Raw genomic sequence first — 22,349 nt, forward strand, 5'->3', positions numbered from 1 at the left:
AGCGGGTGCCGAGAAGGAGATAGAAAAACACCATGCTGATCTCACAGCGACCAACCCTGTCCGAAGAGGTCATCACCGATAACCGTTCGCAGTTCGTCATCGAGCCGTTGGAGCCGGGATTCGGCTACACGCTTGGTAACTCGCTGCGGCGCACGCTGCTGTCGTCGATTCCCGGCGCGGCGGTCACCAGCATCCGCATCGACGGCGTGCTGCACGAATTCACCACCGTGCCCGGCGTGAAGGAAGACGTCACCGACATCATCTTGAACCTCAAGGGCCTAGTGGTGTCCTCCGAGGAGGATGAGCCGGTGACCATGTACCTGCGCAAGCAAGGTCCCGGTGAGGTCACCGCCGGCGACATCGTGCCGCCCGCCGGTGTCACGGTGCACAACCCCGACATGCACATCGCGACACTCAACGACAAGGGCAAGCTCGAGGTCGAGCTCATCGTCGAGCGCGGCCGCGGCTACGTGCCGGCCGTGCAGAACAAGGCGTCGGGCGCCGAAATCGGGCGCATTCCAGTCGATTCCATCTACTCGCCGGTGCTCAAGGTCACCTACAAGGTGGACGCCACCCGTGTCGAGCAGCGCACCGACTTCGACAAGCTGATCCTCGACGTCGAGACCAAGAGCTCGATCACCCCGCGCGATGCCCTGGCTTCAGCGGGTAAGACGCTGGTCGAATTGTTCGGGCTGGCACGCGAACTCAACATCGAAGCCGAGGGTATCGAGATCGGGCCGTCACCGGCCGAGGCCGACCACATCGCCTCGTTTGCACTGCCGATCGACGACCTGGACCTGACCGTGCGCTCGTACAACTGCCTCAAGCGTGAGGGCGTGCACACAGTCGGGGAACTGGTGTCGCGCACCGAATCCGACCTGCTGGACATCCGCAACTTCGGCCAGAAGTCGATCGACGAAGTCAAGGTCAAGCTGCACCAGTTGGGCCTGTCGCTCAAGGACAGCCCGGCCAGCTTCGACCCGTCGGAGGTCGCCGGATACGACGCGGCCACCGGCACGTGGTCCAACGACAGCGGCTACGACGACCAGGACTACGCCGAAACCGAACAGCTGTAACACGTTCTGATTCAAGACAGGAGCGTCTGCAATGCCCAAGCCGACCAAGGGCCGTCATCTCGGCGGATCGTCGTCGCACCAGAAGGCGATTCTGGCCAACTTGGCCACCGCGCTGTTCGAGCACGGCCGGATCAAGACCACCGAGCCCAAGGCGCGGGCGTTGCGGCCGTACGCGGAGAAGCTGATCACCCACGCCAAGAAGGGCACGCTGCACAATCGGCGCGAGGTGCTCAAGAAGATCCGCGACAAGGATGTGGTGCACACCCTGTTCGCCGAGATTGGTCCGCACTTCGCCGACCGCAACGGTGGCTACACCCGCATCATCAAGGTCGAGCCCCGCAAGGGCGACAACGCCCCTATGGCGGTGATCGAACTGGTGCAGGAGAAGACGGTAACCGCAGAGGCCAACCGGGCTCGGCGGGTGGCGGTGGCGCAGGCCAAGAGCAAGCAGTCGGAGTCGAAGGAAGCGGCGGCCGCGGCTGCACCGCAAGCGGCGGTGGAGCCGGAGGCAGTGGTCGGCGAGGATGCTGCGGAGGCCGATAGCGGCCAGGCCGCTGAGGCCGAAAGCGCGGAGGTTGCCCCGGCTGCCGAAGCCGAAGCGACTGAGCAGGCCGACGACGAGTCCTGACAACGTCATGAACGTGCCCGCCATCGACGACGGTGGCGGGCACGTTCGTCTTCGGCTCGACATCGCCTATGACGGAACCGATTTCGCGGGCTGGGCGGTGCAAGCCGGTCACCGCACTGTGGCCGGTGTGCTGGATGAGGCGCTGTCGACGGTGTTCCGGACGCCGGTGCGCCTACATGCGGCGGGGCGCACCGACACCGGTGTGCATGCCACCGGACAGGTGGCTCATGTCGACGTCCCTGCAGAGGCGTTGCCCCATGCCTATCCGCGTGCACCGCGCCGCGCTGAACCCGAATTCCTGCCGCTGGTGCGGCGACTCGGCCGGTTTCTTCCTGTCGATGTCCGAGTACGCCAAATCAGTCGAGCCCCAAAGGGTTTCGACGCCCGCTTTTCGGCGCTGCGCCGCCACTACATCTACCGGTTGACCACGGCCCCCTACGGTGCGGAGCCGGACCAGGCTCGCTATGTCACGGTGTGGCCGCGTGAGCTGGACGTCGAGGCGATGACTGCGGCGTCGCGAGAACTGCTCGGGTTACACGACTTCGCCGCGTTCTGCCGCCAGCGTGAGGGCGCCACCACCATCCGCGACCTACAGCGGCTGGACTGGTCGCGCGACGGGTATGCGATCACCGCGCAAGTCAGCGCCGATGCGTTCTGCTGGTCGATGGTGCGGTCGCTGGTCGGGGCGCTGCTGGCCGTGGGTGAACACCGGCGCACCGCCGCCTGGTGCCGCGACCTGTTGAAGGTGACGTCCCGGTCGAGTGACTTCGCGGCCGCGCCGGCGCACGGTTTGACGCTGGTCGGGGTCGACTATCCGCCCGAGGACCAGCTCGAGGCGCGCGTTCTGATCACCCGCGACCTGCGCTCACGCACGGACGACTAAACCCTGGCGGCGACGAAACGCGCCGCCTGAGTGGTCATCGTGGGCACGTAGCCGGTGTGGGCGCTCCAGGTGTTGCCATTCGAGCAGACCGGGTCACCGCCGGTGCACAGGTCGATGGTCTTGGCCGTGTATTGCGGACTCAGGCTGCTCAGGACCCCGCCCAAATGATCCGACGGGTTGCCGAAGACCGCGACCGCCGCGACATGATCAGCCACGTCGGGCGGCAACGGCCGCGTGAAGCCCACGCCCCCCACCGGCGCGGCGGTGACGATGTCGACCACCGCGGCGCCCTGCGAATAGCCGCCGAGCACCAGCTTGGTGTCCGGGCATTTGTTGGCCATGTCCTGGAGGTGTCCACTGGCGTCGTTGGCGCCGGTTGTAGCCGCAAGGAAGTTGTAGCTGGCCGGGTAACTGACCCCGTACGTCCCGACGGATTTGCCCGGCATCTGCGAGCGCAGTGAACTGACGAAGGCATTGCCGACACTGCCGATGCCGGGTGGCTCGCCGGTGCCCCGGGCGAATACCACCTCGACATCCGGGCACGCCGCCGCGGCTGCCGGGCTCGACGTGAACGCGGGCACCGCCAGTGCGACAAACATCAGCAGACCGGACAGCGCCGCGGCCGGGCGGAACCTCATGCCCGATGTATCGGGCGCTGTGACCGGCGCGTTACCGAACGACGGTTCGTGACGCGATGTCCGAACCGGCGGTCGATCCGGGGCCGAGCGGCGACCCCGGGCCCGGGGTCACGCTGGGCCAGGGCAGCGAGCCCGGTCCGGCGGTTAGCAGCTTGGCCGCGATGAACGTCGCAGCCTGGGTGGTGTAGGTGGGCACATAACCGTCGGTGTGGTCGCTCCACTCGTTGCCGGGACCCGCGTGGCAGATCGGGTCTCCCGGGTTGCACAGGTCGATGGCTTTGGCCCCCAGCAGCTGACTCTGGCTGGAAATCGGGGTACCCGAGCGGTCGGCGATATTGCCGAAGGTGGCAAGGGCGGTGATGTTGTCGACATATTGCGGGGGCAGCGAACTACCCCAGGTCACGCCACCGACGGGAACGCCGGCGACGATGTCCATCACCGATGCGCCCTGCGAGTACCCACCGAGCACGATCTTGCTGTTCGGGCAGGCTTGGACCACGTCTTTGACCCGCTTGATGGTGTCGTTGGCGCCATCGCCGCCGCCCAGCTGCAGTTTGCCGGCGGGATAGTTCACGCCGTAGGCGTCGATGTTGAGTCCGGTCTGCTGGCGCAGCGAGTCGACCAGAGCTTGTCCGACGCGCCCGACCCCGGCCGGCTCGCTGGTACCGCGGGCGAAGATCACTTCGACATCGGGGCAATCGACCGCGGATGCTGTTGGCACGGTTGCTGAAATGGCGCTCGATGCGCCCAGCACGACGCCGGCGGCCACCGCCGCGGCGGCGCCCAATCCGGCCCAGCGGCCCGCTGACCGTCGACGGTTCTGTGGAGCGCATAAGTCGTGGTTGTGCACGCCGAAGATGGTACCGGTTCGCTGGGAATGAGGCTTAGTTGAACCGATCGGACGTCTGTGCTGTGGAAAGATGCGACGGCCGTTGCGGGTGTCCCCATATCGTGAAGCCGAGTCGGCGCGCGGGGGGGCGAACCGAAGGCGACGGCGAGTGAGCAGAGCTCACGAGTAAGGAGCCGAGCAAAATCAATGGCATCGCAACCGACGACGCGGCTGCACGTCAGCGGGTATCGATTCCTGCTGCGCCGGCTTGAATGCGCGCTGCTGCGGCGCAACCTCAATACGGTCGACGAACCGATGCGCGCCCAGACGGCCTCATTCGCGTTAGGCTGTGTGCTGGCGATCGTCGTCGTCGCGGCGTGCGCAGTCCTTGCGTTTATGCGGCCGCACCCGGCGCTGGAAGGTGCGCCGATCGTCATGGGTCAGCAGTCCGGCGCACTCTACGTGCGAATGGGCGAGACCTGGCACCCGGTGCTGAACTTGGTTTCCGCTCAGCTGATCGCAGCGTCGAACACCAATCCACGCCCGGTGCGCGAGGTGGATCTCGGCCGCATCAAACGTGGTCCCCTGCTCGGAATCCCGGGGGCTCCTGAGCTTGTCGGTGAACCACTGGGCGCCGGCGAATCAGGATGGGCGGTATGCGACACGGGTGGCGAGACTCCATCGAGCACCACCGTCGTCGTCGGTTCCACGGCCGGGCCGCTGTCTCGCCGGCTGGCCGCCGAGCAGACCATCCTGGCTACACCCGAATCCCGTACACCGACATACCTGCTGTACAACGGACGTCGTGCCGTGCTCGATATGGCCGACCCGGCGATCGTGCGAGCACTGCGGTTGGACGGTGTTGTGCCACGCGTTGTTTCGCGGTCGTTGTTGAATGCGGTACCGGAGGTGCCGGCGATCACTGCGCCGCGAATCCCGGGCGCTGGCGGGCCTGGACCGGCAACCCTTCCTGGATTCCCGGTCGGCAGCGTGCTCCGCATCGCCCGCGCCGACAGCGACGAGTACTACGTGGTCTTGCGCGACGGCGTCCAGCGCATTGGCCCACTCGCTGCAGAGTTGTTGCGCCTCAACAACTCACACGGCGCGCGCACGATTGTTTCGGTGGCTCCGGATGTCATCGGCGCCAGCGCCGTTGTCAATACTCTGCCAGTCGCCACGTTTCCCGGCTCGGCCCCAACACCCGTGGGCGCCGAGGAGACCACGCTCTGCTTGGCATGGGCGCAGGCAGGTTCCGGTCACGCCGACCTTCATTTCTTGACAGGCGGACTTCCCGTGCCAGCCGGGCAGGCGCCCGTGGCGCTGGCGCAGGCCGACGGACAAGGGCCGGCTGTGGACGCGGTCTACGTTCCGCCGGCCCGCAGCGCCTATGTGCGTCCCGCCGGTCTATCCGGTCACCCGACGCCCAGCGGCACCCGCTATTTCGTCGCCGACACCGGGGTGCGGTTCGCCGTGCACGACGACGAGGCGGCCCACGCCCTCGGCCTTGCGGCGGCGGTAGCTGCACCGTGGCCGGTGCTGGCCACGTTGCCCGAGGGACCGGAACTCAGTAGGCAAAACGCCTCAGTCGCACGCGATGTCGTCGTCGCTACCGGCGGCGGGCGGAGACCGAAACCGCCGTAGGCTTTTCGCGGTCGCGCTGCCGGTGCTCACCGCCGCGGCAAGCACCACGACGCAGATCGCCGCGCCGGTGACCGCGATCTGACTGGCGGTGCGGTGGCGCCTTGGCGGCACGGCAGGTGCCGGAATCGCCACCGGATTCTCCGGCGGTGGGCGGGTAGTGGTGGTCGGTGGCGCGTCGGTGCTGACCGCCGCCATCGCGTCGATGACTCCGTTGCCGACGACGGGATTCCATCCGCCGGGCGGGCGGTGTGCGGTGGCCTCGATGCGCTTCATAACCTGGCGTGCGGTCAACGTCGGGAAGCGCGATCGGATCAACGCCGCCAGTCCACTGACGACGGGTGCGGCGTAACTGGTGCCGGACAGCGGTGCCGGGCCGCTTTGGCTGACAATTGAATTCACCATCCCGTCACCCACAGGGCTGAGCGATGTCACGGCCTCACCCGGGGCTGCCACATCCACCCACGGTCCGGCGATGCTGAACGCCGACGGGTCGCCTTGCGCGTTTACCGAACCCACAGTCAGGACATAGTCGTCGTACCACGCCGGGCTGACCGCGACCGCCACGGTGTCCCAGGTTGGTTGCGGGGGCTGAGCCGGGCATTGTCCCGCACCGCCGGTGTTTCCTGCCGCGGCCACCACGACGGCGTTCTTGACATCAACCGCGTACGCCAGCGCGGCTCCGAGAGACCTGTCGTCAAAGGTGGATTCGGCCGGCATGCACGCGACCGTCGATATGTTGATCACCGCTGCACCCAGATCCGCGGCCGTCCGCACGGCCTTGGCCATCGTGTCCACGTCACCGACGCCTGTGCTGGATCCGCTGGCGACGGATCCGAACTTGGTGCTGGACTGGCGGATGCTGATCACGGTGGCTTCTGGTGCGACACCGCTGAAATGGTCTGCAGCCTTGAGATCCCGCCGCGCTGCGACGATTCCCGCCACGATAGTGCCATGGCCGTCGCAATCCTGGGTGCCGTCGCCCGTGGACACGTAGTCACCGCCGGCGACCATATCCGGCAACCGCCGGTGCGGCGAGACGCCGGTGTCGATGATCGCCACCCGCTGGCCGGAGCCACGCGTGAGCTCCCATACCCGCGGTAGGTCGAGACCCGCCAACTGTCCGGACTTGTCGATGTCGCCCAAGCCAGGCTCGGCCGACGGCACACTGCACAGCTCGCGCTGCACCGTGGGCTGTGGAGGCGCCGGCAGCGCCGGCTTCGGTAACCGACTGTCGTCGATGGGTGGCGGCGATACCGCATGAGCGGGTGATGCGGCATAAAAGGCGATCAGCGTTAGGAAAATCGCGCTACCCGTGCCGCGTGCGCTCATGGCAGGCTCAGGCCACGAACGGCCCCGTACAGCCCGCCCAGCCAACAGGCCAGCGGCACGATCGCGGCCAACGCCAGGTACCCCAGCAGATCGATGCCCCGCCGCGCCGTCGGCGACCACGTGACCGCCGGCGCGACGAACCCGAGGCACAACGCGGCGGCGGCGAGCAGGGCGGCTGCCCCGAGGATCCATGGCAACCCCGGTGCCACCGCGGCCGCGGCCACGAAACCCGCGGTAAGCGCGGCAGTTCCAGTCACGGTGAGCACCACACGCCTTACCAGATGGACCTCCGCGCGTGCCCGCAGCAACAGCACCGCAGCAGTTGCCGCGGCGAATGCGATCCTGGCGGTCCGCGGAATGCCGGCGCTCGTCGCCTCGATCGCAGCGCCCGTCGCCGCGGCTACCGACCATGAGGCGACGAGAGTGGTCAGCCACTCGTCGGCGCGGATCGCCTTGGCCGAGAGCAGATCTGGGTCCAGAGATGGTGGCGTGGCAGCGTCGTCTGTCCCTAGCCGGGGCGATAACCCTGCCAACGTTACCGACAGCCGCGCAGAGAACTCGAGCAGCCCTAACGATGCCACGGTAGGCGCCAGCACAAGCGTATGTAGGGGTGCGGCCGTGACAATACCCGCCAGTGCAGTGGCGGCGGCGACGATGGCGCAGCATGCTGTCGCGGTGAACGTCACGGCGCCGCATCCGGTTACGCGGAGTGCTAGCGTCGACGTTACGGCCGCAGCCATCGTGGCAAGCAGCATGTTCGGTGCGGCGGGGCCGCCAGGAACCGCCAATAAACCTGCGACTGCAGCGAATCCGGTGGCCAGTAGACCCAGCGTCATGGCCGCGATGCGATCTCCATACACGCGGTGGGAGACCGCCGTCGCGAATAGAGCGGCGCAACTGACGATCCCAGCGACGCCGGCTGCGCCGGCGCTATGCCGAGCATCGTTAATGCTGACGGTGCGGATCAGCACCACGTCGCCCATCGTGGCCAGCCAGCCAGCCGTCAGCGCACCGGTAAGCCGTGCCGCTTGCCGGGTCGACGATGGTGCAACCCCGTCGAGCGTGCGTGACACCGCTTCGGCGGCGTCGTCGAATCGCGGTGGTGGCAGCTCGACGGCCGAGCGAGTCAGGACGAGAGCTGTTCCGTCGCGAATATGCTGCTGCGCTAATGTCTTCGACGCAGCAAGCGCCGGACCGCCCACACGGGATAGCCGGTAGCGGACGGCGCCCGAGCGGTCGCCGGGACTACCCGCGGTCGCGAGGACATCGACGATCGACGGGATAAGCGTCGCGACGGCAACTGTCGCCGGCAAAGCCAGATCGACATTGACGCCGTCGGCGTGCACGGAAACCCGGCACAGGCTGGCCTCCGGCACCATCGTCCCCTTTTTGCTTGTTGTTTTCGCCGAGCCGAGACGGTAGTGCGTTGGATGAGCCGGTGCGTTCCTGCATCCACAGGTGACTTGCCCGCGGTTGGACGCCTGCATACGGTGGCTGCGATTCACCGGGGGAGGGTCGGCGATGAGCCAGTGCGACACCACAAGCACGACGGATTTTGAGCTGGCGCCGCGGCTGCCGCCGCCGACATTTTCCACCGACGAGATTACGGTTGCGCCGCCGCCGACGCCTACCGGTCCAGCGCGAAACAGCCTGCTGATTCGACTGTTGCCGGTCGTGATGGCCGTCGCTACGGTCGGCATGATGGCCGCCGCATTCGGTTCACGCTCGGCGATCAGCCGCAATCCGGTGTTTCTGGCTTTCCCGGCGATGATGCTGATCTCCGCGGTCATCACGGCGCTGGCCGGACGTGACAGCCGGCGTACCGCTGAGCTTGACCGCGACCGTGCGGACTACCTGAGCTATTTGTCCGGCCTCCGCGGATCGGTGGTCAAAACCGCTGCGGCCCAATGCTCCTCGTTGATGTGGCGTCATCCCGATCCCGAATCGCTGTGGACGCTGATCGGCGGACCGCGGATGTGGGAGCGCCGCCCTGCCGACGCCGACTTCGGTCAGGTGCGCATCGGCACCGGAATCCGTCCTATCGCCAGTCGGTTGGTGCCACCCGACAAGCCTTCGGAGCGGATGGATCCGGTCACTGTTAGCGCGTTGCACCGCTTCTTGGGCGTGCATTCCACGATCGCGTCTGCGCCTGCATCAATCGGGCTACGCGGAGCGCCGACGGTGACCATCGACGGGGATCCCGCTAACGCACGGGCGCTGCTGCGGGCGATGATCTGTCAACTGGCGGTATTGCACGCCCCGGACCAGCTGTTGATCCCGGCCGCAATCAGCGACGCCATGCAATGCCACTGGGAGTGGCTCAAGTGGTTGCCGCACAACCAGCATCCGGACGCCAGCGACGAGGGTGGTCCGGCCCGAATGCAGTATCGCACCCTCGCCGAACTCGATGCCGCGGTTGGCGACCTGTTGGGCCAACGCCTGGTGGTTGCGGTCGTGGACGGTGATATCGAGAGCCGGGCAGCAACACCCGGGCTGACGGTTCTGAAGGTAGGGGCTGGCGATGCGGGGCAGCTCAGGCTGCGGGTAAGCGCCACAGCTGTCACCGTGCGCGAGGCCGATCGGCATGACGTGGTTGCCCAGCCTGATCAGCTCGATGCTGGCGACGCGCTGGTGTGCGCCCAGCGGCTCTCTGCCTACCGCCTCGACCGATCGAGTGGGGATAGCACGCGGGCAGGCTGCCGGGGCTGGCAGCATCTGCTCGGCATCGACGACTTTGCCTTCGACCCGTCGGCCCATTGGCGCACGCTGAACTATCGTGACCGGCTTCGTGTTCCGATCGGCACCACGGTCGACGGGACACCCTTGGAACTCGACATCAAGGAGGCCGCCGAACAGGGCATGGGCCCGCACGGGCTGTGCATCGGCGCTACCGGTTCAGGCAAATCGGAACTGCTTCGCACTGTCGCGCTGGGCATGTTGGCCCGGCACTCACCAGAGATACTGAACCTTGTTCTGATTGACTTCAAAGGCGGCGCAACCTTTCTCGGCTTGGAGCGCGCCCCGCATGTCGCCGCCGTCATCACCAACCTCTCCGACGAGGCGGCGCTGGTTGCCCGGATGAGCGACGCGCTGGCCGGCGAGATCAACCGGCGCCAACAAATGCTCAGGAGGGCAGGCAACCTCGTCAGCGTCGATGCCTATGAGCATGCTCGCCGCGCGGGTGCACAATTGGCGGCGCTGCCGACATTGTTCATCATCGTCGACGAATATTCGGAGTTGCTGCGCCAGCACCCCGATTTCGCCGAAACGTTCGCCGCTATCGGCCGTTTGGGCCGGTCCTTGGGGATGCATTTGCTGCTGGCCAGCCAACGTCTCGACGAGGGCCGACTACGCGGGCTGGAATCTCACCTTTCCTACCGGATATGCCTGAAAACGTTGTCCGCCAACGACTCACGGGTAGTCCTTGGGAAGCCAGATGCCTTCGAGTTGCCCAACATCCCCGGCGCCGGATTCCTGCAAACAGCAAGCGCCGAATCCATCCGGTTCCAGACAGCCTTTGTGTCCGGTCCCTGTCGGTCCGACACCGTGCACTGCGAATCCTGCGGCGGCCACGGGACGCCCGTCGTCCGTGTGTTCACTGCTGCGCCGATGGGACCGGTCACCGCAACGCACGTCGACCGGGTGGGTCAGATGTCTGCGCGTACTGTTCTGCAGGCAGTGGTGGATGGGCTTTCGCGGTGCGGCCCGGCCGCGCACCAGGTGTGGCTGCCGCCGCTCGGGGCGGCGCCGGCACTGGACAGTGTGCTGCGCGCCGCTGGGCTTACCGTCGGCGATGCCGCATCGTCAGATCTCACTGTCCCGATCGGCGTCGTGGATCGCCCGTACGAGCAGCAGCGCACGCCGTTGACCGTCGACTTGTCCGCGGCGGCAGGCAACGTCGCCGTGGTGGGCGGCCCTCAGTCGGGCAAGTCGACGACCCTGCGCGCGCTGATCGTGGCGCTGGCCGCTACGCACGATCCGGGGCGGGTGCAGTTCTACTGCTTGGATTTTGGCGGAGGGGCGCTGGAATCCATGCGGTGTCTTCCGCATGTCGGGTCGGTGGCCGGCAGAGCCCAACCCGACCTGGTGATGCGCACGGTGGCCGAATTGGAGTCGATCATCCAACGGCGCGAACCTGTGTTCCGCGAGCGCGGTATTGAATCGATGGCAAGGTATCGACGGCTGCGGTGCGAGCAACCGACGACGGCAGCTGGTGATCGTTTCGGTGACGTCTTCTTGGTTGTCGACGGTTGGGCGGTCGTGCGCCAGGAGTTCCCGGTGCTGGAGGAATCTATCATCGCGCTTGCCGCTCAAGGTTTGTCGTTTGGTGTACACGTCGTGGTGTCGGCATCACGCTGGGCCGACATCAGGCCCGGGTTGAAGGATCAGCTCGGCGCCCGAATCGAGTTACGCCTAGGTGATCCCGCAGATTCCGAAGTGGATCGCAAACAGGCGCAACGGGTACCCAAAGACAGACCGGGCCGCGGCCTGACGGCGGACGGACTGCACATGGTCATCGCGCTGCCACGACTCGATGGCATACAGTCGAGCACGGGATTGGCCGAGGCCGCGGTCCAGGTGGGGGAGGTGCTTCGACGCCGCTACGGAGAAGCCGGTGCGGCGCCGGTACCGCTCTTGCCGGCCCACGTCGAGCATCAGGCCCTGCTCGAGCGAGCAAGCGACGAACTTCGCGAACATATCCTGCTGGGCTTGGAGGAACACGAATTACACCCATGCCCATGCGACTTCGGCCAGCAGCAGCATCTGCTGGTCCTCGGGGACAACCAGTGCGGCAAGAGCGCAGCTTTGCGCACGTTATGCCGCGAAATCACGCGGACCAAAACTGCCGCGCAGGCTCGAGTTGTCATCGTGGATTTCCGGCGCAGCCTGCTCAACGTTGTCGAGTCCGAACACTTTGCTGGCTACGCTGTTTCGGCACAAGCGCTCGAACGATTGCTTGCCGGACTGCTGACCGTGCTGAAACGCCGGATGCCTCCACCGCAGGCCACCCAGCAACAGTTACGAGCCAGATCGTGGTGGGCAGGCCCCGACCTATATCTTGTCGTCGACGATTACGACCTGGTTGCCAATGCTGCCGGTAACCCGCTGGCGACGATCGTCGAATTCTTGCCTTACGCACGCGATTTAGGGCTGCATCTGCTGGTGGCCCGGCGCAGTGGCGGTGCGGCCCGTGCCGTGTTCGAGCCACTGCTGGCCGGGCTGCGCGAGCTGGGCTGCATGGGATTGATGATGAGCGCCGACTCGGAAGAAGGTCCACTGATCGGTTCCGTCCGCCCGACGCGGCTGCCACCCGGGCGCGGCACCCTGGTCACGCGCGGCCGCACACAAAAGGTGCAGGTCGCCTGGAGCCCGCCACCGTGACCGCACCTGCGATCATCGAAGCCGGGCCAGCGACTGTCCGTCGATTGGATTGCGCCACACCAGCGTTCGATGGCGCGATGGCGGCTGCCGCACTGGACGCGATAGACGACCAGGTGGTACTGGTCGACGACCAGCCGGTCTCGGTTGATTCGCTGTGGCGCACGGTCCTGCAGTCCGTGCTCGGCGGACCCTTATGCCGCGTCGCCGTCGTGCATCCGTCGTGGTGGGCGGCATCACGGGTCGACGTCGTCAACGCGGCGGCACAGCAGCTGGCCGACAGCGTCGTCGTACAGCCACGGTCGTGGTTGCTGAGCCAGGCGTCACCAGACCAGTCGCCGGTGATCGTCGAAATCGCTGAGCGTTTCGTCGTCATCACCGCCGCGGCGGTCGTCGCCGAAGCTCGCCGCGGCCAACCGGACACAGTTGCTGAGTCGGTCACGCGGGCCATTGCCGGAATGGCAACTAAGACATCGACCGCGGTGATCGATGCACCGACCACGATCGCCGGGGCCGCGACGCTGGCCAGCATGATCGCTGACGGCCTGCTCCGCAGCCGTGCCGATCTGACGGTGGTGCAGGTCGACGATGCGCGGTTGAAGGAACTTGCGGTTGCGGCGTTGTCGGTCCGTGAGGAGGATGACGCACCGGCTCGGGCTCGAGGCGGATGGGGACGCAGAAAACGTGTCGCTGCAGCGGTTCTCGTGACCGCGGCGGCGTCCGGGGCGATGCTCGCTGTCGGCATTGTCAGCCGCCACAGCGCGCCGCCACCTGGCGCAATTCCGACGACGTTTCTGGTGGAGGGCCGGGTAGCGCTGAGCGTTCCCGCGCAATGGCGCGTCGAGCGCGTCGTCGGTGGGCCCGGCTCGGCGCGCGTCCAGCTCACGTCGCCGTCTGATCCGGAAGTGGCGCTGCATGTGACGCAATCCCCGGTTGGCCACGAAACGCTGACTGCGGCTGCGGAATCGCTGAAGCGCGCTATCGACGCCGAGCCGTCGGGTGTCTTCATCGACTTCAGCCCATCGGGAACCAGCGCCGGGCGGCCCGCAGTCACTTATCGGGAAGTTCGCCCCGGGCACGAGATCCGCTGGACAGTGCTTCTTGACGGTCCCGTGCGGATCAGCATCGGCTGCCAGAGCCGCGCCGGAGGGGCAGCGGCCATCCTCGACGTGTGCGAGCAGGCCGTGCGGTCTGCCCACGCGGTGACCGCCTAAATACGGACGCATGGAACCGAACCCGAGCCGACGCAGTCATACATGGTATGAGCACGCCCAACACGTTGAGCACCGACTTCAACCTGATGCACACGGTCGCCGCCAAAACGGAAGCTTGCAACGAAGAGATCCGCGGCATGCTGCAGGCGTTCATCGGGCGGGTCAGCAGCGTGCCGCCGTCGGTGTGGGGCGGGCTCGCTGCTACCCGCTTCAAGGAGGTGGTCGAGCGCTGGAACGCCGAATCGATGAAGCTGTATCACGCATTGCACGGCATCGCGGAGAGCATCCGCTACAACGAGGCGACGCTGCGCGAAGCCGGGGAGAGCCATGCTCACCGCATCGCCACCGCCGGCGGGAACCTGTGAGTCAGGGCGATCAACATGGACCCCGTGCTGTCGTACAACTTCGCCGAAATCGAATACAGCGTTCGCCAGGAGATCCACACCACGGCAGCTCGCTTCAACGCCGCCCTGGAAGAGCTGAGATCGCAGATCGCTCCACTGCAAGAACTCTGGACCCGCGAAGCCGCTGCCGCCTACCGCGTCGAACAGCTCAGGTGGCAGCAAGCGGCTTCCGCGCTCAACGAGATGCTGGTCGACCTCGGCAACGCGGTCCGGGCGGGCTCCGACGACGTGGCGAGCGCCGACCGCCAAGCGGCCAGCATTTGGAGGCGATAGGGCCCAACAGACCCTGTGTGGGTCCCGATGGAGGGGAGCCGTCGGGACCACACAGTCATGCGCAGCACCGGTTGCCCCGCCACGGCGTTTTGACCTGCGCGGATGGGCGCCGGTAAGCTGCTGGGTTGGCGTGCGGTCTGCCGGGGCTCGGGTCACTGTCGGTCGCCGAGAGCACCCCGCCCGTCGACGCCTGACCGGCACCCGGGTCATACCGGGATTCAACCCGAGAGAAAGGCAAGTAAGCGCTGTGCCTACATACGTGCCGAAGGCCGGTGACACCACGCGGTCGTGGTATGTCATCGACGCCACGGACGTGGTGCTTGGCCGCCTTGCCGTCGCCGCAGCCACCCTGCTGCGCGGCAAGCACAAGCCGACGTTCACTCCCAACGTCGACGGCGGCGATTTCGTCATCGTCGTCAACGCCGACAAGGTCGCGATCAGCGGCAACAAACTGCAGGACAAGCCGGTCTACCGCCACTCGGGTTATCCCGGCGGGCTGCGCAAGCGCACCCTCGGCGACCTCATGCAACGACACCCCGATCGGGTCGTCGAGAAGGCGATCGTCGGCATGCTGCCCAAGAACAAGCTCGGCCGCCAGATCAAGCGCAAGCTGCGCGTCTACGCGGGTCCCGAACACCCCCACACCGCCCAGCAGCCGATTCCATACCAGATCAAGCAGGTGACCCAATGACCCAGACGGCAGAGACCGACACCGGCAACACCGCGGCTGCTGAGACGCCGGCGCCTGGAAAGGCCGCCGACTCGTTCGTCTTCGAGCGCCCCATCCAGACAGTCGGGCGACGCAAGGAGGCCGTCGTTCGGGTTCGGCTGGTGCCCGGCACCGGCAAATTCGACCTCGACGGCCGCAGCCTCGAGGACTACTTCCCCAACAAGGTCCACCAGCAGCTCATCAAAGCTCCGCTGGTGACCGTCGACCGGGTGGACAGCTTCGACATCTATGCCCACCTGGGCGGCGGCGGCCCGTCCGGCCAGGCCGGCGCACTGCGCCTGGCCATCGCCCGGGCGCTGATCCTGGTCTCGCCCGACGACCGGCCCGCGCTGAAGAAGGCCGGCTTCCTCACCCGCGACCCGCGGTCCACCGAACGCAAAAAGTACGGTCTGAAGAAAGCCCGCAAGGCTCCGCAGTACAGCAAGCGCTGATCGGTCACGGTCTGGCCGCGAGCGTGCATCGTTGTACGCGTATTTCGGCGTGTCGGTGAACAAACACGCACACTCGCGGCCAGAAAAGGGTATGCCCGTTGCACGGCTGTCAAATGTGAGAGGTTTGTCCGCATGGGTCGACTGTTCGGCACCGACGGCGTCCGCGGGGTGGCTAACCGCGAGTTGACCGCTGAGCTGGCGCTCGCCCTGGGCGCTGCGGCGGCCCGGCGACTGGCCAGCACCGCCACGGGCCGCCGGCCGGTCGCCGTGGTGGGCCGCGACCCGCGGGCCAGCGGCGAAATGCTGGAAGCCGCGGTGATCGCCGGGCTGACCAGCGAGGGTGTGACCGCATTGCGGGCCGGAGTGCTGCCAACACCCGCCGTCGCCTATCTGACCAGCGCCTACGACGCCGACTTCGGCGTGATGATCTCCGCATCGCACAACCCGATGCCCGACAACGGCATCAAAATCTTCGGCCCCGGCGGTCACAAGCTCGACGACCCCACCGAAGACGAGATCGAAGAACTGGTCGCGGCCGGGCCCGGGCTGCGCGCGGTCGGCGCGGGCATCGGGCGCGTGGTCGACGCTGACGATGCACTGGAGCGCTACCTGCGTCACCTCGCCAAGGCCAGCACCGTCCGGCTCGACGGCCTGGCCGTTGTCGTCGACTGCGCGCACGGCGCGGCGTCGGTGGCGGCGCCGCGCGCCTATCGCGCCGCCGGCGCCCGCGTCATCGCGATCAACGCCGAACCCACCGGGCTCAACATCAACGACAGCTGCGGGTCGACGCATCTGGAGTCGCTGCGCTCGGCGGTGCTGGCGCATGGTGCCGACCTCGGCCTGGCCCACGACGGCGACGCCGACCGATGCCTGGCAGTCGATGCCAGCGGCGAGGTCGTCGACGGCGACCACATCATGGTGGTGCTGGCACTGGCAATGCAGGAGGCCGGCGAACTGGCCGCCAACACCCTAGTGACCACAGTGATGAGCAACCTCGGGCTGCACCTGGCCATGCGCGCGGCCGGCGTCACCGTGCGTACCACCGGCGTGGGCGACCGCTACGTGCTCGAGGAACTGCGGGCCGGCGACTACAGCCTCGGCGGTGAGCAATCCGGCCACATCGTCATGCCCGCGCTGGCCACCACCGGCGACGGCATCCTCACCGGCCTGCGGTTGATGTCGCGGATGGCCCAAACCCGGTCGTCGCTGGCGGACCTCGCGTCAGCGATGCAAACCTTGCCGCAGGTATTGATCAACGTCGAGGTCGCCGACAAGGCCGCCGCGGTGGCGGCGCCGGAGGTGCGGGCTGCGGTGCGCGAAGCCGAGGAGGAACTCGGCGATACCGGGCGAATTCTGTTGCGTCCGTCCGGAACTGAGCAGCTGATCCGTGTCATGGTGGAAGCGGCCGACCAAGATGTCGCTCGTCGGCTTGCTTTGCGCGTCGCCGAATCCGTTACCGCCTAACCGGGAACCGCTCGCGTCACTAGCGCGTCGTAGCGGGTATGGACCAACATTGCCGTACCTGGATCGACGTCGCCGCGGTGCGGTCGGTCGCTAACCGGTTTGACGGCGCGGCAGAAATCATCGACGGCGCAGTCCGTAACCATATGGCACACTTGGCCTTTAGCGGCGCCCGCGCGGGCCGCGCCCATGTCGCACGCGGGGACGCGTTGCGCAGTGCGCTGAATCGCGTGTCGGCGCAGCTCAGCCAGTTGTCACGCGCGACGGTCGAGATCGCCGCCGCACTGCGCGCCACCGCCGACCACTACGCCGACGCCGAACTGCGCGCCGCGGCCCGAATCGGCTGACCCGTGAGCCGGTTTGACGTCTCGGGTCGGCTTGCTGAGGGACGGCCCGCGGTGGAGCACACCCAAAACTACGTGTGGGCCTGCCATGCCCTGGGCTATCAGCATCCCGACCTGACCGCGCATGGTTCCCAGGTGCGCGACTGGTACGACAGCGAAGACGGCCTCGACCTGTTCGCGCTTGACGACGACTGCGCAAACCTGTGGGCAGCGGTCCACGAAATCGAAGAAGCGCTGGCCATGCAGCGCGCGCAACTCAGTTACCTCGCTGCGGCGTGGAACGGAGCAGGAGCCGACGCCGCGATGGAATCACTGCGCCAGCATTGCAATTCAGCGAACGCAGTCGTCGACGCGATCCGAGCGGCCGCCCAAGGATGCGAGGCCTTGCGCGACAACCTGTGGCAGACGGTCGACGCCAAAGTCGCGGCCGCCGTTGACATCGATGACCGCCGGCTGACCGAGCGGGCAGCCTGGTTGCCGGCGGCACAACTGGTGACAAGCGGCGTGGGCGACCAGCCGGCCGCGTATGAAATGGTGGAGCGGCGGGTAAAACCCTATGTAGACAACGACATTCGTACCGACTGGCTCACCGCGATGCGCTCGGCGATGGCTTCGGTGGAGAAGTCCTACGACACCGTCACCGACGCGTTGACCGCTGCGCCAGCGGTGTGGCTCCAAGCCGCTGCCGGTCTTGCCGACAGACACCTATGGGATGAGCCGATGGTGCCGACGGCCAGCGCGCCGGTTGAACCCGCCGCTGCCATTGCCCCACCAGCGCCCGCCACCACCGTGCCGGCCGCTGCGGCGACTCCGTTGCCGCCCGACAACACCATGCCGGCCGCTGCGGCGACTCCGGCGCCGCCGATACCGACGGCCCCGCCGGCGGATCTGCTGGATGATCTGCCGCCCATGCCGCCGACGTCGGCGTTGGACGCCCCGTTGGCTGATCCCGCCGGCCTGTCGAGCGGCGCGGGCGATTTCGGCGGCCTCGGTGGCGGAGGAGGGCTCGGCGGCCTTGGCGGTGGAGGCGGGTTGGGTAGCGGGCTGGGTGGCCTCGTGGGTCTGGCCGGTCAGATCGTCGACGCGATCGGTGGTCTGGTGGGGTCCCCTGACCGATGGGCTTGCCGGTCCTTCAGGGCCCGACGATCTACTGGGCGCCGACAACCCGCTGGGCGACGACCTGGACGCTGACGACCCGGTTGCCGACGCGGCTGACACCGACGATGGCGACCCGGACGACACGGACGACGACTCCGCGGAGACGCCCGACGAAGACGCCGAGCCGCAGGAGACCGGTACGGGTACTGATACCGGTGAAGGCGCCCAGGACAGCGTCCCAGAACCGGAGGGCACAATCCCGCCAGCAGCGCCGAACGGCGCTGAGCCGCCGAGTGGGCAGGCCGGCGCGGCTGCACCGGTCGATAAGCCGGCGGCCGCGCCGGCGCCCGCCGAGCCGACGGCGCCGGCTCCGCAAGAGGAAGGCTCGACCCCGTGTGAAATCGCTGCCGACGCTTTACCGCAGGCAGGGCAGTGACACGTCAGCTCGGCAGCAGCTCCCGTAGTTGCTCGACAAAGCGCACCGATTCACCGCGGTCAGCCGTGAGGGGGGCCACCAACAGCGTCGTCGCCCCAGCCTCGGCGAAGGCCGCCACGCGCTCAGCGACGAATCCGCGCGGCCCGACCAGTGAAATACCGCGCACCAGTTCGTCCGGCACGGCGGCGATGGCCTCGTCTTTGCGGCCGGACAGGTACAGCTCCTGGATCCGGTTCGCCACCTCGCCGAACCCGTAGCGGGTGGCCAGGTTGTGGTAGAAGTTGCGGTTTTTGGCGCCCATTCCACCGATATAGAGAGCCAGCTGCGGTTTGGCCCAGGCCAGTCGCTCGTCGACGTGGTCGCCGATGGCCAGCGACACGCCGACCATGACGTCCAGTGGACCCAGTTGCGGATTCCGTTTGGCGTAGCCGGCTTTCAGGGCAGTACCCCACACCGACTCGGCCTTGTCCGGATAGAAGAAAATCGGCTGCCAGCCCTCGGCGATTTCCGCGGTCAGTTCGACGTTCTTGGGCCCGAGCGCGGCGATGGAAATCGGAATCCGTTCGCGGACAGGGTGATTGATAAGATGCAGCGGCTTGCCCAGCCCTGTTCCGCGATCCGGCGGTAGCGGCACCTGGTAGTGCTTGCCGGCGTAGTCGATTCGTTCGCGCCGCCAGACCCGTCGGCAAATGTCGACTACCTCACGCGTGCGGCCCAGCGGCGCTTCGAATTCGACACCGTGAAACCCCTCGATCACCTGCGGTCCAGAGGTGCCGAGACCCAAGTGGAATCGGCCGTCGGATACGTAATCCAGCCCGGCAGCGGTCATCGCCAGCAGGGTAGGAGTGCGCGTGTAGATGGGCAGTATTCCGGAGCCCAACGTGATGCTGTTGGTCTTTGCCGCGAGGTAGCCGAGCTGGCTGACTGCGTCGTAGGAATACGCCTCGGCGACAAGCGCGATGTCGACACCGACCTTTTCCAGCTCGACGACGTGGCCGACCGCTTCTTTGAAGCCGCCGGAGTAGTTCAGAGTTATGCCAAGGCGCATCATGACTTTCTAGCACCCATCCGGTTGGCCGCTGCGCTCACGGCTTGAGCAGCGCGACGATCTTCTCTTCTGGGCTCACGGGTGCGGCATCGACCGGCAGGGCTTGGGTCTTGGGCAGCTGCACGTCGGGATCGGCGAACTCCCGATACTTCTTGTCACCGCCGAGTTCATGCAGCAGATAGCCGGTCAGCAGCGCCCGAACCGCCTTCTGTGTCTTGCGGTGTGGGCCGCCGAGCCCGAACGCCGTCGCCAGGCTGCGTCCCTCGACCAGTCCGCGCGCCTTCGCTTTGCTGATCACCCGCAAGGTGGCGCTGCCCCACACCTGGGAAAGCTGGATAGCGTTGGATTGCAACGTCTTCTCGTCTCCGGGCGCGCTGAAAACCACGCCGGGCACCTTCAGCGTCGCCGCCGGCTGCTCGGCTGGCGGTTTGGTGACGGTCGGGAAAATCGCCGCAACCGCCTTCGGCTTGTCCGGCATGCCGGCCGCGGCGAACACCGCTGCGGCACCGCCGAAACCATGGCCCACCAGCCCCAGCTTCGTGGGATGCACACTGATCTCGCCGGGCCCGAGCCGCACCCCGGCGGCGATGTCAAGCGCAGTGCCCAGGTCGAAGGCCAGATTCAGCACCGAGGGAGCCAATCCCCGCTCGGTGTCGGGAGCGGCAGCGACGATGCCCCAGGACGCCAGATGCTCCAGGAGGTCGGAGTAGCGGTGAACACCGGTCAGCCAGTCGTGGCCGAACGCAATTCCGGGCAGATTCAGCCCCGATTCGGGCGTGTACACGACGCCCGGCAACCCGGCGAAAGCGAGATCACCGCACAGAACACGGTGCGGGCCCCGACGAGTAAGGGCGGCGAACAGTTTGCGGGTACGGGCCACGCGTTGACGTTAGCGCACGGTCGACACCGGCTGGATTACAGCGAGTAGAGCTCTGGAAGATTGACGACGATTGCCTCCTGTGTGCTACGAGCGACGACGACCACGGCCGGCTCGTCCGGACTCGGATTCTCCTCGCGGTGCGGCAAATACGGCGGGATGAACACGTAGTCGCCGGGATTCGTCGACACCCGGACTTCTCCTGTGCCGTCGTGGAAGACGAAGTCTGGGTGCCCGCTGCGCACGAAGATCGCTGTTTCGGATTCGCCGTGGTGATGGTTGGCCGAAGCGACCGCAGGGGCGACGTGCGTCTCACCCATCCAGAGCTTCTCGGACCCGACCGTACGCCCGCTGATCGCCGCGAAGCGGTGCATGCCTTCGCTTTGCGAGGTGTCGTCATCGAGTTCCGACGACCTCACATGGCGCACGCGCTTACGCGTGGACCGGTTGTTCGGCCGCAGGTCGGGGTGGAAACCGTCGTTTGGCACTGCGTCCTCCTTGCGGTTGTCAGGGATCTCACAGGTTTGCATCGGGTATTCCAGGGAAGACGTGTCATATGAAAAATTCGACATGTATCGCCGCGTCAGCAGCGGTCCTTGCTGCCGGCTTCGGCCTCGCCGGTTTGGGCTCCGCTGCCGTGGCCCAGGCGCAACCGGGACCGTTCCCGAATTATCACTGGTGCCCAGGTCAGTACTGGGATCCAGGCTGGGGTAACAACTGGGACTGGGGTCGTTGCCACGATGACTGGTATTACGACGGCGACCCGCACGACCAGGCGCACTGGCACGGTCAAGGCCCATGGCACCCGGACAACTGGCAGCCCAACGGCGGCCCCGGCCCTGGCCCCGATGGCGGACCAGGCGGACCTGGCGGCCCCGGTGGCGGGCCCGGCGGGCACTAACTTACGGCGGGCGGCACGGCCGCTCGCCCAGGCCGACCGCCGCGATGGACTAGTGCAGCCGTTCTTGGGGGCGGCTGCACTACCTTTACTGACCGCGGCACAGCGGTGCATCCCAGCGCCGCGCGGTGTGGTCATGCGCCGGGCGTCAACCGCATCATTCGGATTGTCCGGATGCCGTCTATCCGCTCGGCGTAGTTGGCGTAGCCCGGGTAAAGATCGGCGGCGAGTGCAAACAGCCGGTCGCGCTCGGCGCCGGTTACCTCTTGTGCGATGAAACGGCCGCCGCGGTCGCCGATGTGCAATTCGCATTCCGGATGGGCAAGCAGGTTGTGGAGCCAACTCGGATGCCGCTGGCCGCCGTAGTTGGAAGCCGTCAGGATGACGGCATCTTCATCAGTGAAATACGCCAATGGAGTTTCGCGCCGCTGGCCGCTGCGTGCGCCGGTCGATGTCAAGACGACCATCGGAAGCGCGCCTGCCCCCAGGTTCACGCGACCGCGTGTTGCCCGCATGATCGCCGCGTCCAGCGGGGCTGCGATCGCCCGGTGCACCGCAGCCCCGGGCTTGGTCGCGACCAGCGACAACAATGCGCGCTTCCATGCCGCACGACGTGCGCGCGGATCCGCGCGGGGAATCCCATTAATCGTGTCTTCAGGCATGACCGGGCGATCGTATCCGCTGCCCAACATGCGCCGGCCGCTTTCCGCATCGCCCGTGGGAGCCGTGCGC

Annotated in this window: 23 protein-coding genes; 15 read left to right on the forward strand and 8 right to left on the reverse strand. The window is 66.9% G+C overall.

Features of this window, described 5'->3' with window-relative positions:
- The first annotated feature begins 32 nt into the window (after window positions 1-32).
- The 3 genes from G6N15_RS13015 to truA are packed head-to-tail and all read left to right on the forward strand — an operon-like array spanning window position 33 to window position 2,587.
- Entirely contained in the window at window positions 33-1,076 is a 1,044-nt protein-coding gene (locus G6N15_RS13015) for a DNA-directed RNA polymerase subunit alpha (protein WP_083088233.1), read from the forward strand.
- Between the two features lie 31 nt (window positions 1,077-1,107).
- The gene (rplQ, locus tag G6N15_RS13020; protein WP_083088232.1) at window positions 1,108-1,704 is read left to right on the forward strand and encodes a 50S ribosomal protein L17; all 597 of its coding nucleotides are present in this window, start codon (window positions 1,108-1,110) and stop codon (window positions 1,702-1,704) included.
- Between the two features lie 7 nt (window positions 1,705-1,711).
- The gene (gene truA / locus G6N15_RS13025) at window positions 1,712-2,587 is read left to right on the forward strand and encodes a tRNA pseudouridine(38-40) synthase TruA (protein ID WP_083088231.1); all 876 of its coding nucleotides are present in this window, start codon (window positions 1,712-1,714) and stop codon (window positions 2,585-2,587) included.
- Here the strand turns inward: truA and G6N15_RS13030 are convergent.
- On the reverse strand, window positions 2,584-3,186 hold the full coding sequence (locus G6N15_RS13030) for a cutinase family protein (protein WP_232070463.1): 603 nt from the start codon (window positions 3,184-3,186) through the stop codon (window positions 2,584-2,586). The genes truA and G6N15_RS13030 overlap by 4 nt on opposite strands.
- 70 nt (window positions 3,187-3,256) lie before the next feature.
- The gene (locus G6N15_RS13035) at window positions 3,257-4,012 is read right to left on the reverse strand and encodes a cutinase family protein (protein WP_372506546.1); all 756 of its coding nucleotides are present in this window, start codon (window positions 4,010-4,012) and stop codon (window positions 3,257-3,259) included.
- Between the two features lie 249 nt (window positions 4,013-4,261).
- Here G6N15_RS13035 and eccB point away from each other — a divergent pair, with 249 nt between their 5' ends.
- Window positions 4,262-5,695, forward strand: coding sequence for a type VII secretion protein EccB (eccB, locus tag G6N15_RS13040; RefSeq protein ID WP_083088228.1), 1,434 nt, complete (start codon window positions 4,262-4,264; stop codon window positions 5,693-5,695).
- Here eccB and mycP read toward each other — a convergent pair.
- Both mycP and eccD read right to left on the reverse strand, forming a co-directional pair.
- Window positions 5,636-7,024 carry a type VII secretion-associated serine protease mycosin gene (mycP, locus tag G6N15_RS13045; RefSeq protein WP_083088227.1) on the reverse strand — a complete coding sequence of 463 codons (1,389 nt, stop codon included), beginning with the start codon at window positions 7,022-7,024 and terminating at the stop codon, window positions 5,636-5,638. The genes eccB and mycP overlap by 60 nt on opposite strands.
- A complete protein-coding gene (eccD, locus tag G6N15_RS13050) occupies window positions 7,021-8,400 on the reverse strand; it encodes a type VII secretion integral membrane protein EccD (protein ID WP_232070223.1) in 1,380 nt (459 codons plus the stop codon). The genes mycP and eccD overlap by 4 nt, the downstream gene beginning before the upstream one ends.
- Before the next feature lie 145 nt (window positions 8,401-8,545).
- Between eccD and eccCa the strand changes: the two genes are divergently transcribed.
- The 10 genes from eccCa to G6N15_RS23605 all read left to right on the forward strand — a co-directional run bounded on the left by eccCa (window position 8,546) and on the right by G6N15_RS23605 (window position 18,794).
- Window positions 8,546-12,406 (forward strand): type VII secretion protein EccCa, encoded by a 3,861-nt coding sequence (gene eccCa / locus G6N15_RS13055; RefSeq protein WP_083088225.1) that lies wholly within the window; start codon window positions 8,546-8,548, stop codon window positions 12,404-12,406.
- A complete protein-coding gene (locus G6N15_RS13060; protein ID WP_372506545.1) occupies window positions 12,388-13,617 on the forward strand; it encodes a type VII secretion-associated protein in 1,230 nt (409 codons plus the stop codon). Before eccCa ends, G6N15_RS13060 begins: the two co-directional genes overlap by 19 nt.
- 47 nt (window positions 13,618-13,664) lie before the next feature.
- Entirely contained in the window at window positions 13,665-13,982 is a 318-nt protein-coding gene (locus tag G6N15_RS13065) for a WXG100 family type VII secretion target (RefSeq protein ID WP_083088224.1), read from the forward strand.
- Between the two features lie 9 nt (window positions 13,983-13,991).
- Entirely contained in the window at window positions 13,992-14,294 is a 303-nt protein-coding gene (locus tag G6N15_RS13070) for a WXG100 family type VII secretion target (protein ID WP_139797868.1), read from the forward strand.
- A gap of 247 nt (window positions 14,295-14,541) precedes the next feature.
- Window positions 14,542-14,985 carry a 50S ribosomal protein L13 gene (gene rplM / locus G6N15_RS13075; RefSeq protein ID WP_083088222.1) on the forward strand — a complete coding sequence of 148 codons (444 nt, stop codon included), beginning with the start codon at window positions 14,542-14,544 and terminating at the stop codon, window positions 14,983-14,985.
- On the forward strand, window positions 14,982-15,455 hold the full coding sequence (rpsI, locus tag G6N15_RS13080; protein WP_083088221.1) for a 30S ribosomal protein S9: 474 nt from the start codon (window positions 14,982-14,984) through the stop codon (window positions 15,453-15,455). The genes rplM and rpsI overlap by 4 nt, the downstream gene beginning before the upstream one ends.
- A gap of 132 nt (window positions 15,456-15,587) precedes the next feature.
- Window positions 15,588-16,919: a phosphoglucosamine mutase gene (glmM, locus tag G6N15_RS13085; protein ID WP_083088220.1), complete on the forward strand. Its 1,332-nt coding sequence runs from the start codon at window positions 15,588-15,590 to the stop codon at window positions 16,917-16,919.
- A 38-nt stretch (window positions 16,920-16,957) separates the two neighbouring features.
- Window positions 16,958-17,263: a type VII secretion target gene (locus G6N15_RS13090; protein ID WP_083088219.1), complete on the forward strand. Its 306-nt coding sequence runs from the start codon at window positions 16,958-16,960 to the stop codon at window positions 17,261-17,263.
- Between the two features lie 3 nt (window positions 17,264-17,266).
- A complete protein-coding gene (locus G6N15_RS13095) occupies window positions 17,267-18,451 on the forward strand; it encodes a hypothetical protein (RefSeq protein WP_163748062.1) in 1,185 nt (394 codons plus the stop codon).
- Complete coding sequence (locus G6N15_RS23605) at window positions 18,351-18,794, forward strand: hypothetical protein (RefSeq protein ID WP_163748063.1); 444 nt, start codon at window positions 18,351-18,353, stop codon at window positions 18,792-18,794. Before G6N15_RS13095 ends, G6N15_RS23605 begins: the two co-directional genes overlap by 101 nt.
- Window positions 18,795-18,798: 4 nt before the next feature.
- On the opposite strand, the gene G6N15_RS13105 is transcribed toward G6N15_RS23605, so the two are convergent.
- Genes G6N15_RS13105 through G6N15_RS13115 form a run of 3 tightly spaced genes read right to left on the reverse strand, consistent with a single transcriptional unit; the run spans window position 18,799 to window position 21,207 of the window.
- Window positions 18,799-19,842 carry an LLM class F420-dependent oxidoreductase gene (locus G6N15_RS13105; protein WP_083087893.1) on the reverse strand — a complete coding sequence of 348 codons (1,044 nt, stop codon included), beginning with the start codon at window positions 19,840-19,842 and terminating at the stop codon, window positions 18,799-18,801.
- Between the two features lie 37 nt (window positions 19,843-19,879).
- Entirely contained in the window at window positions 19,880-20,722 is an 843-nt protein-coding gene (locus G6N15_RS13110; RefSeq protein ID WP_083087881.1) for a dienelactone hydrolase family protein, read from the reverse strand.
- Between the two features lie 35 nt (window positions 20,723-20,757).
- Window positions 20,758-21,207, reverse strand: a complete 450-nt coding sequence (locus G6N15_RS13115; protein ID WP_232070224.1) for a cupin domain-containing protein — start codon at window positions 21,205-21,207, stop codon at window positions 20,758-20,760.
- A 68-nt stretch (window positions 21,208-21,275) separates the two neighbouring features.
- Here G6N15_RS13115 and G6N15_RS13120 point away from each other — a divergent pair, with 68 nt between their 5' ends.
- On the forward strand, window positions 21,276-21,620 hold the full coding sequence (locus tag G6N15_RS13120) for a hypothetical protein (RefSeq protein ID WP_083087879.1): 345 nt from the start codon (window positions 21,276-21,278) through the stop codon (window positions 21,618-21,620).
- Between the two features lie 131 nt (window positions 21,621-21,751).
- On the opposite strand, the gene G6N15_RS13125 is transcribed toward G6N15_RS13120, so the two are convergent.
- On the reverse strand, window positions 21,752-22,279 hold the full coding sequence (locus tag G6N15_RS13125; protein ID WP_083087892.1) for a nitroreductase family deazaflavin-dependent oxidoreductase: 528 nt from the start codon (window positions 22,277-22,279) through the stop codon (window positions 21,752-21,754).
- Window positions 22,280-22,349: the final 70 nt, after the last annotated feature.

Origin of the sequence: Mycobacterium noviomagense, assembly GCF_010731635.1 — a bacterium.
In the GTDB taxonomy this organism is placed as follows: domain Bacteria; phylum Actinomycetota; class Actinomycetes; order Mycobacteriales; family Mycobacteriaceae; genus Mycobacterium; species Mycobacterium noviomagense.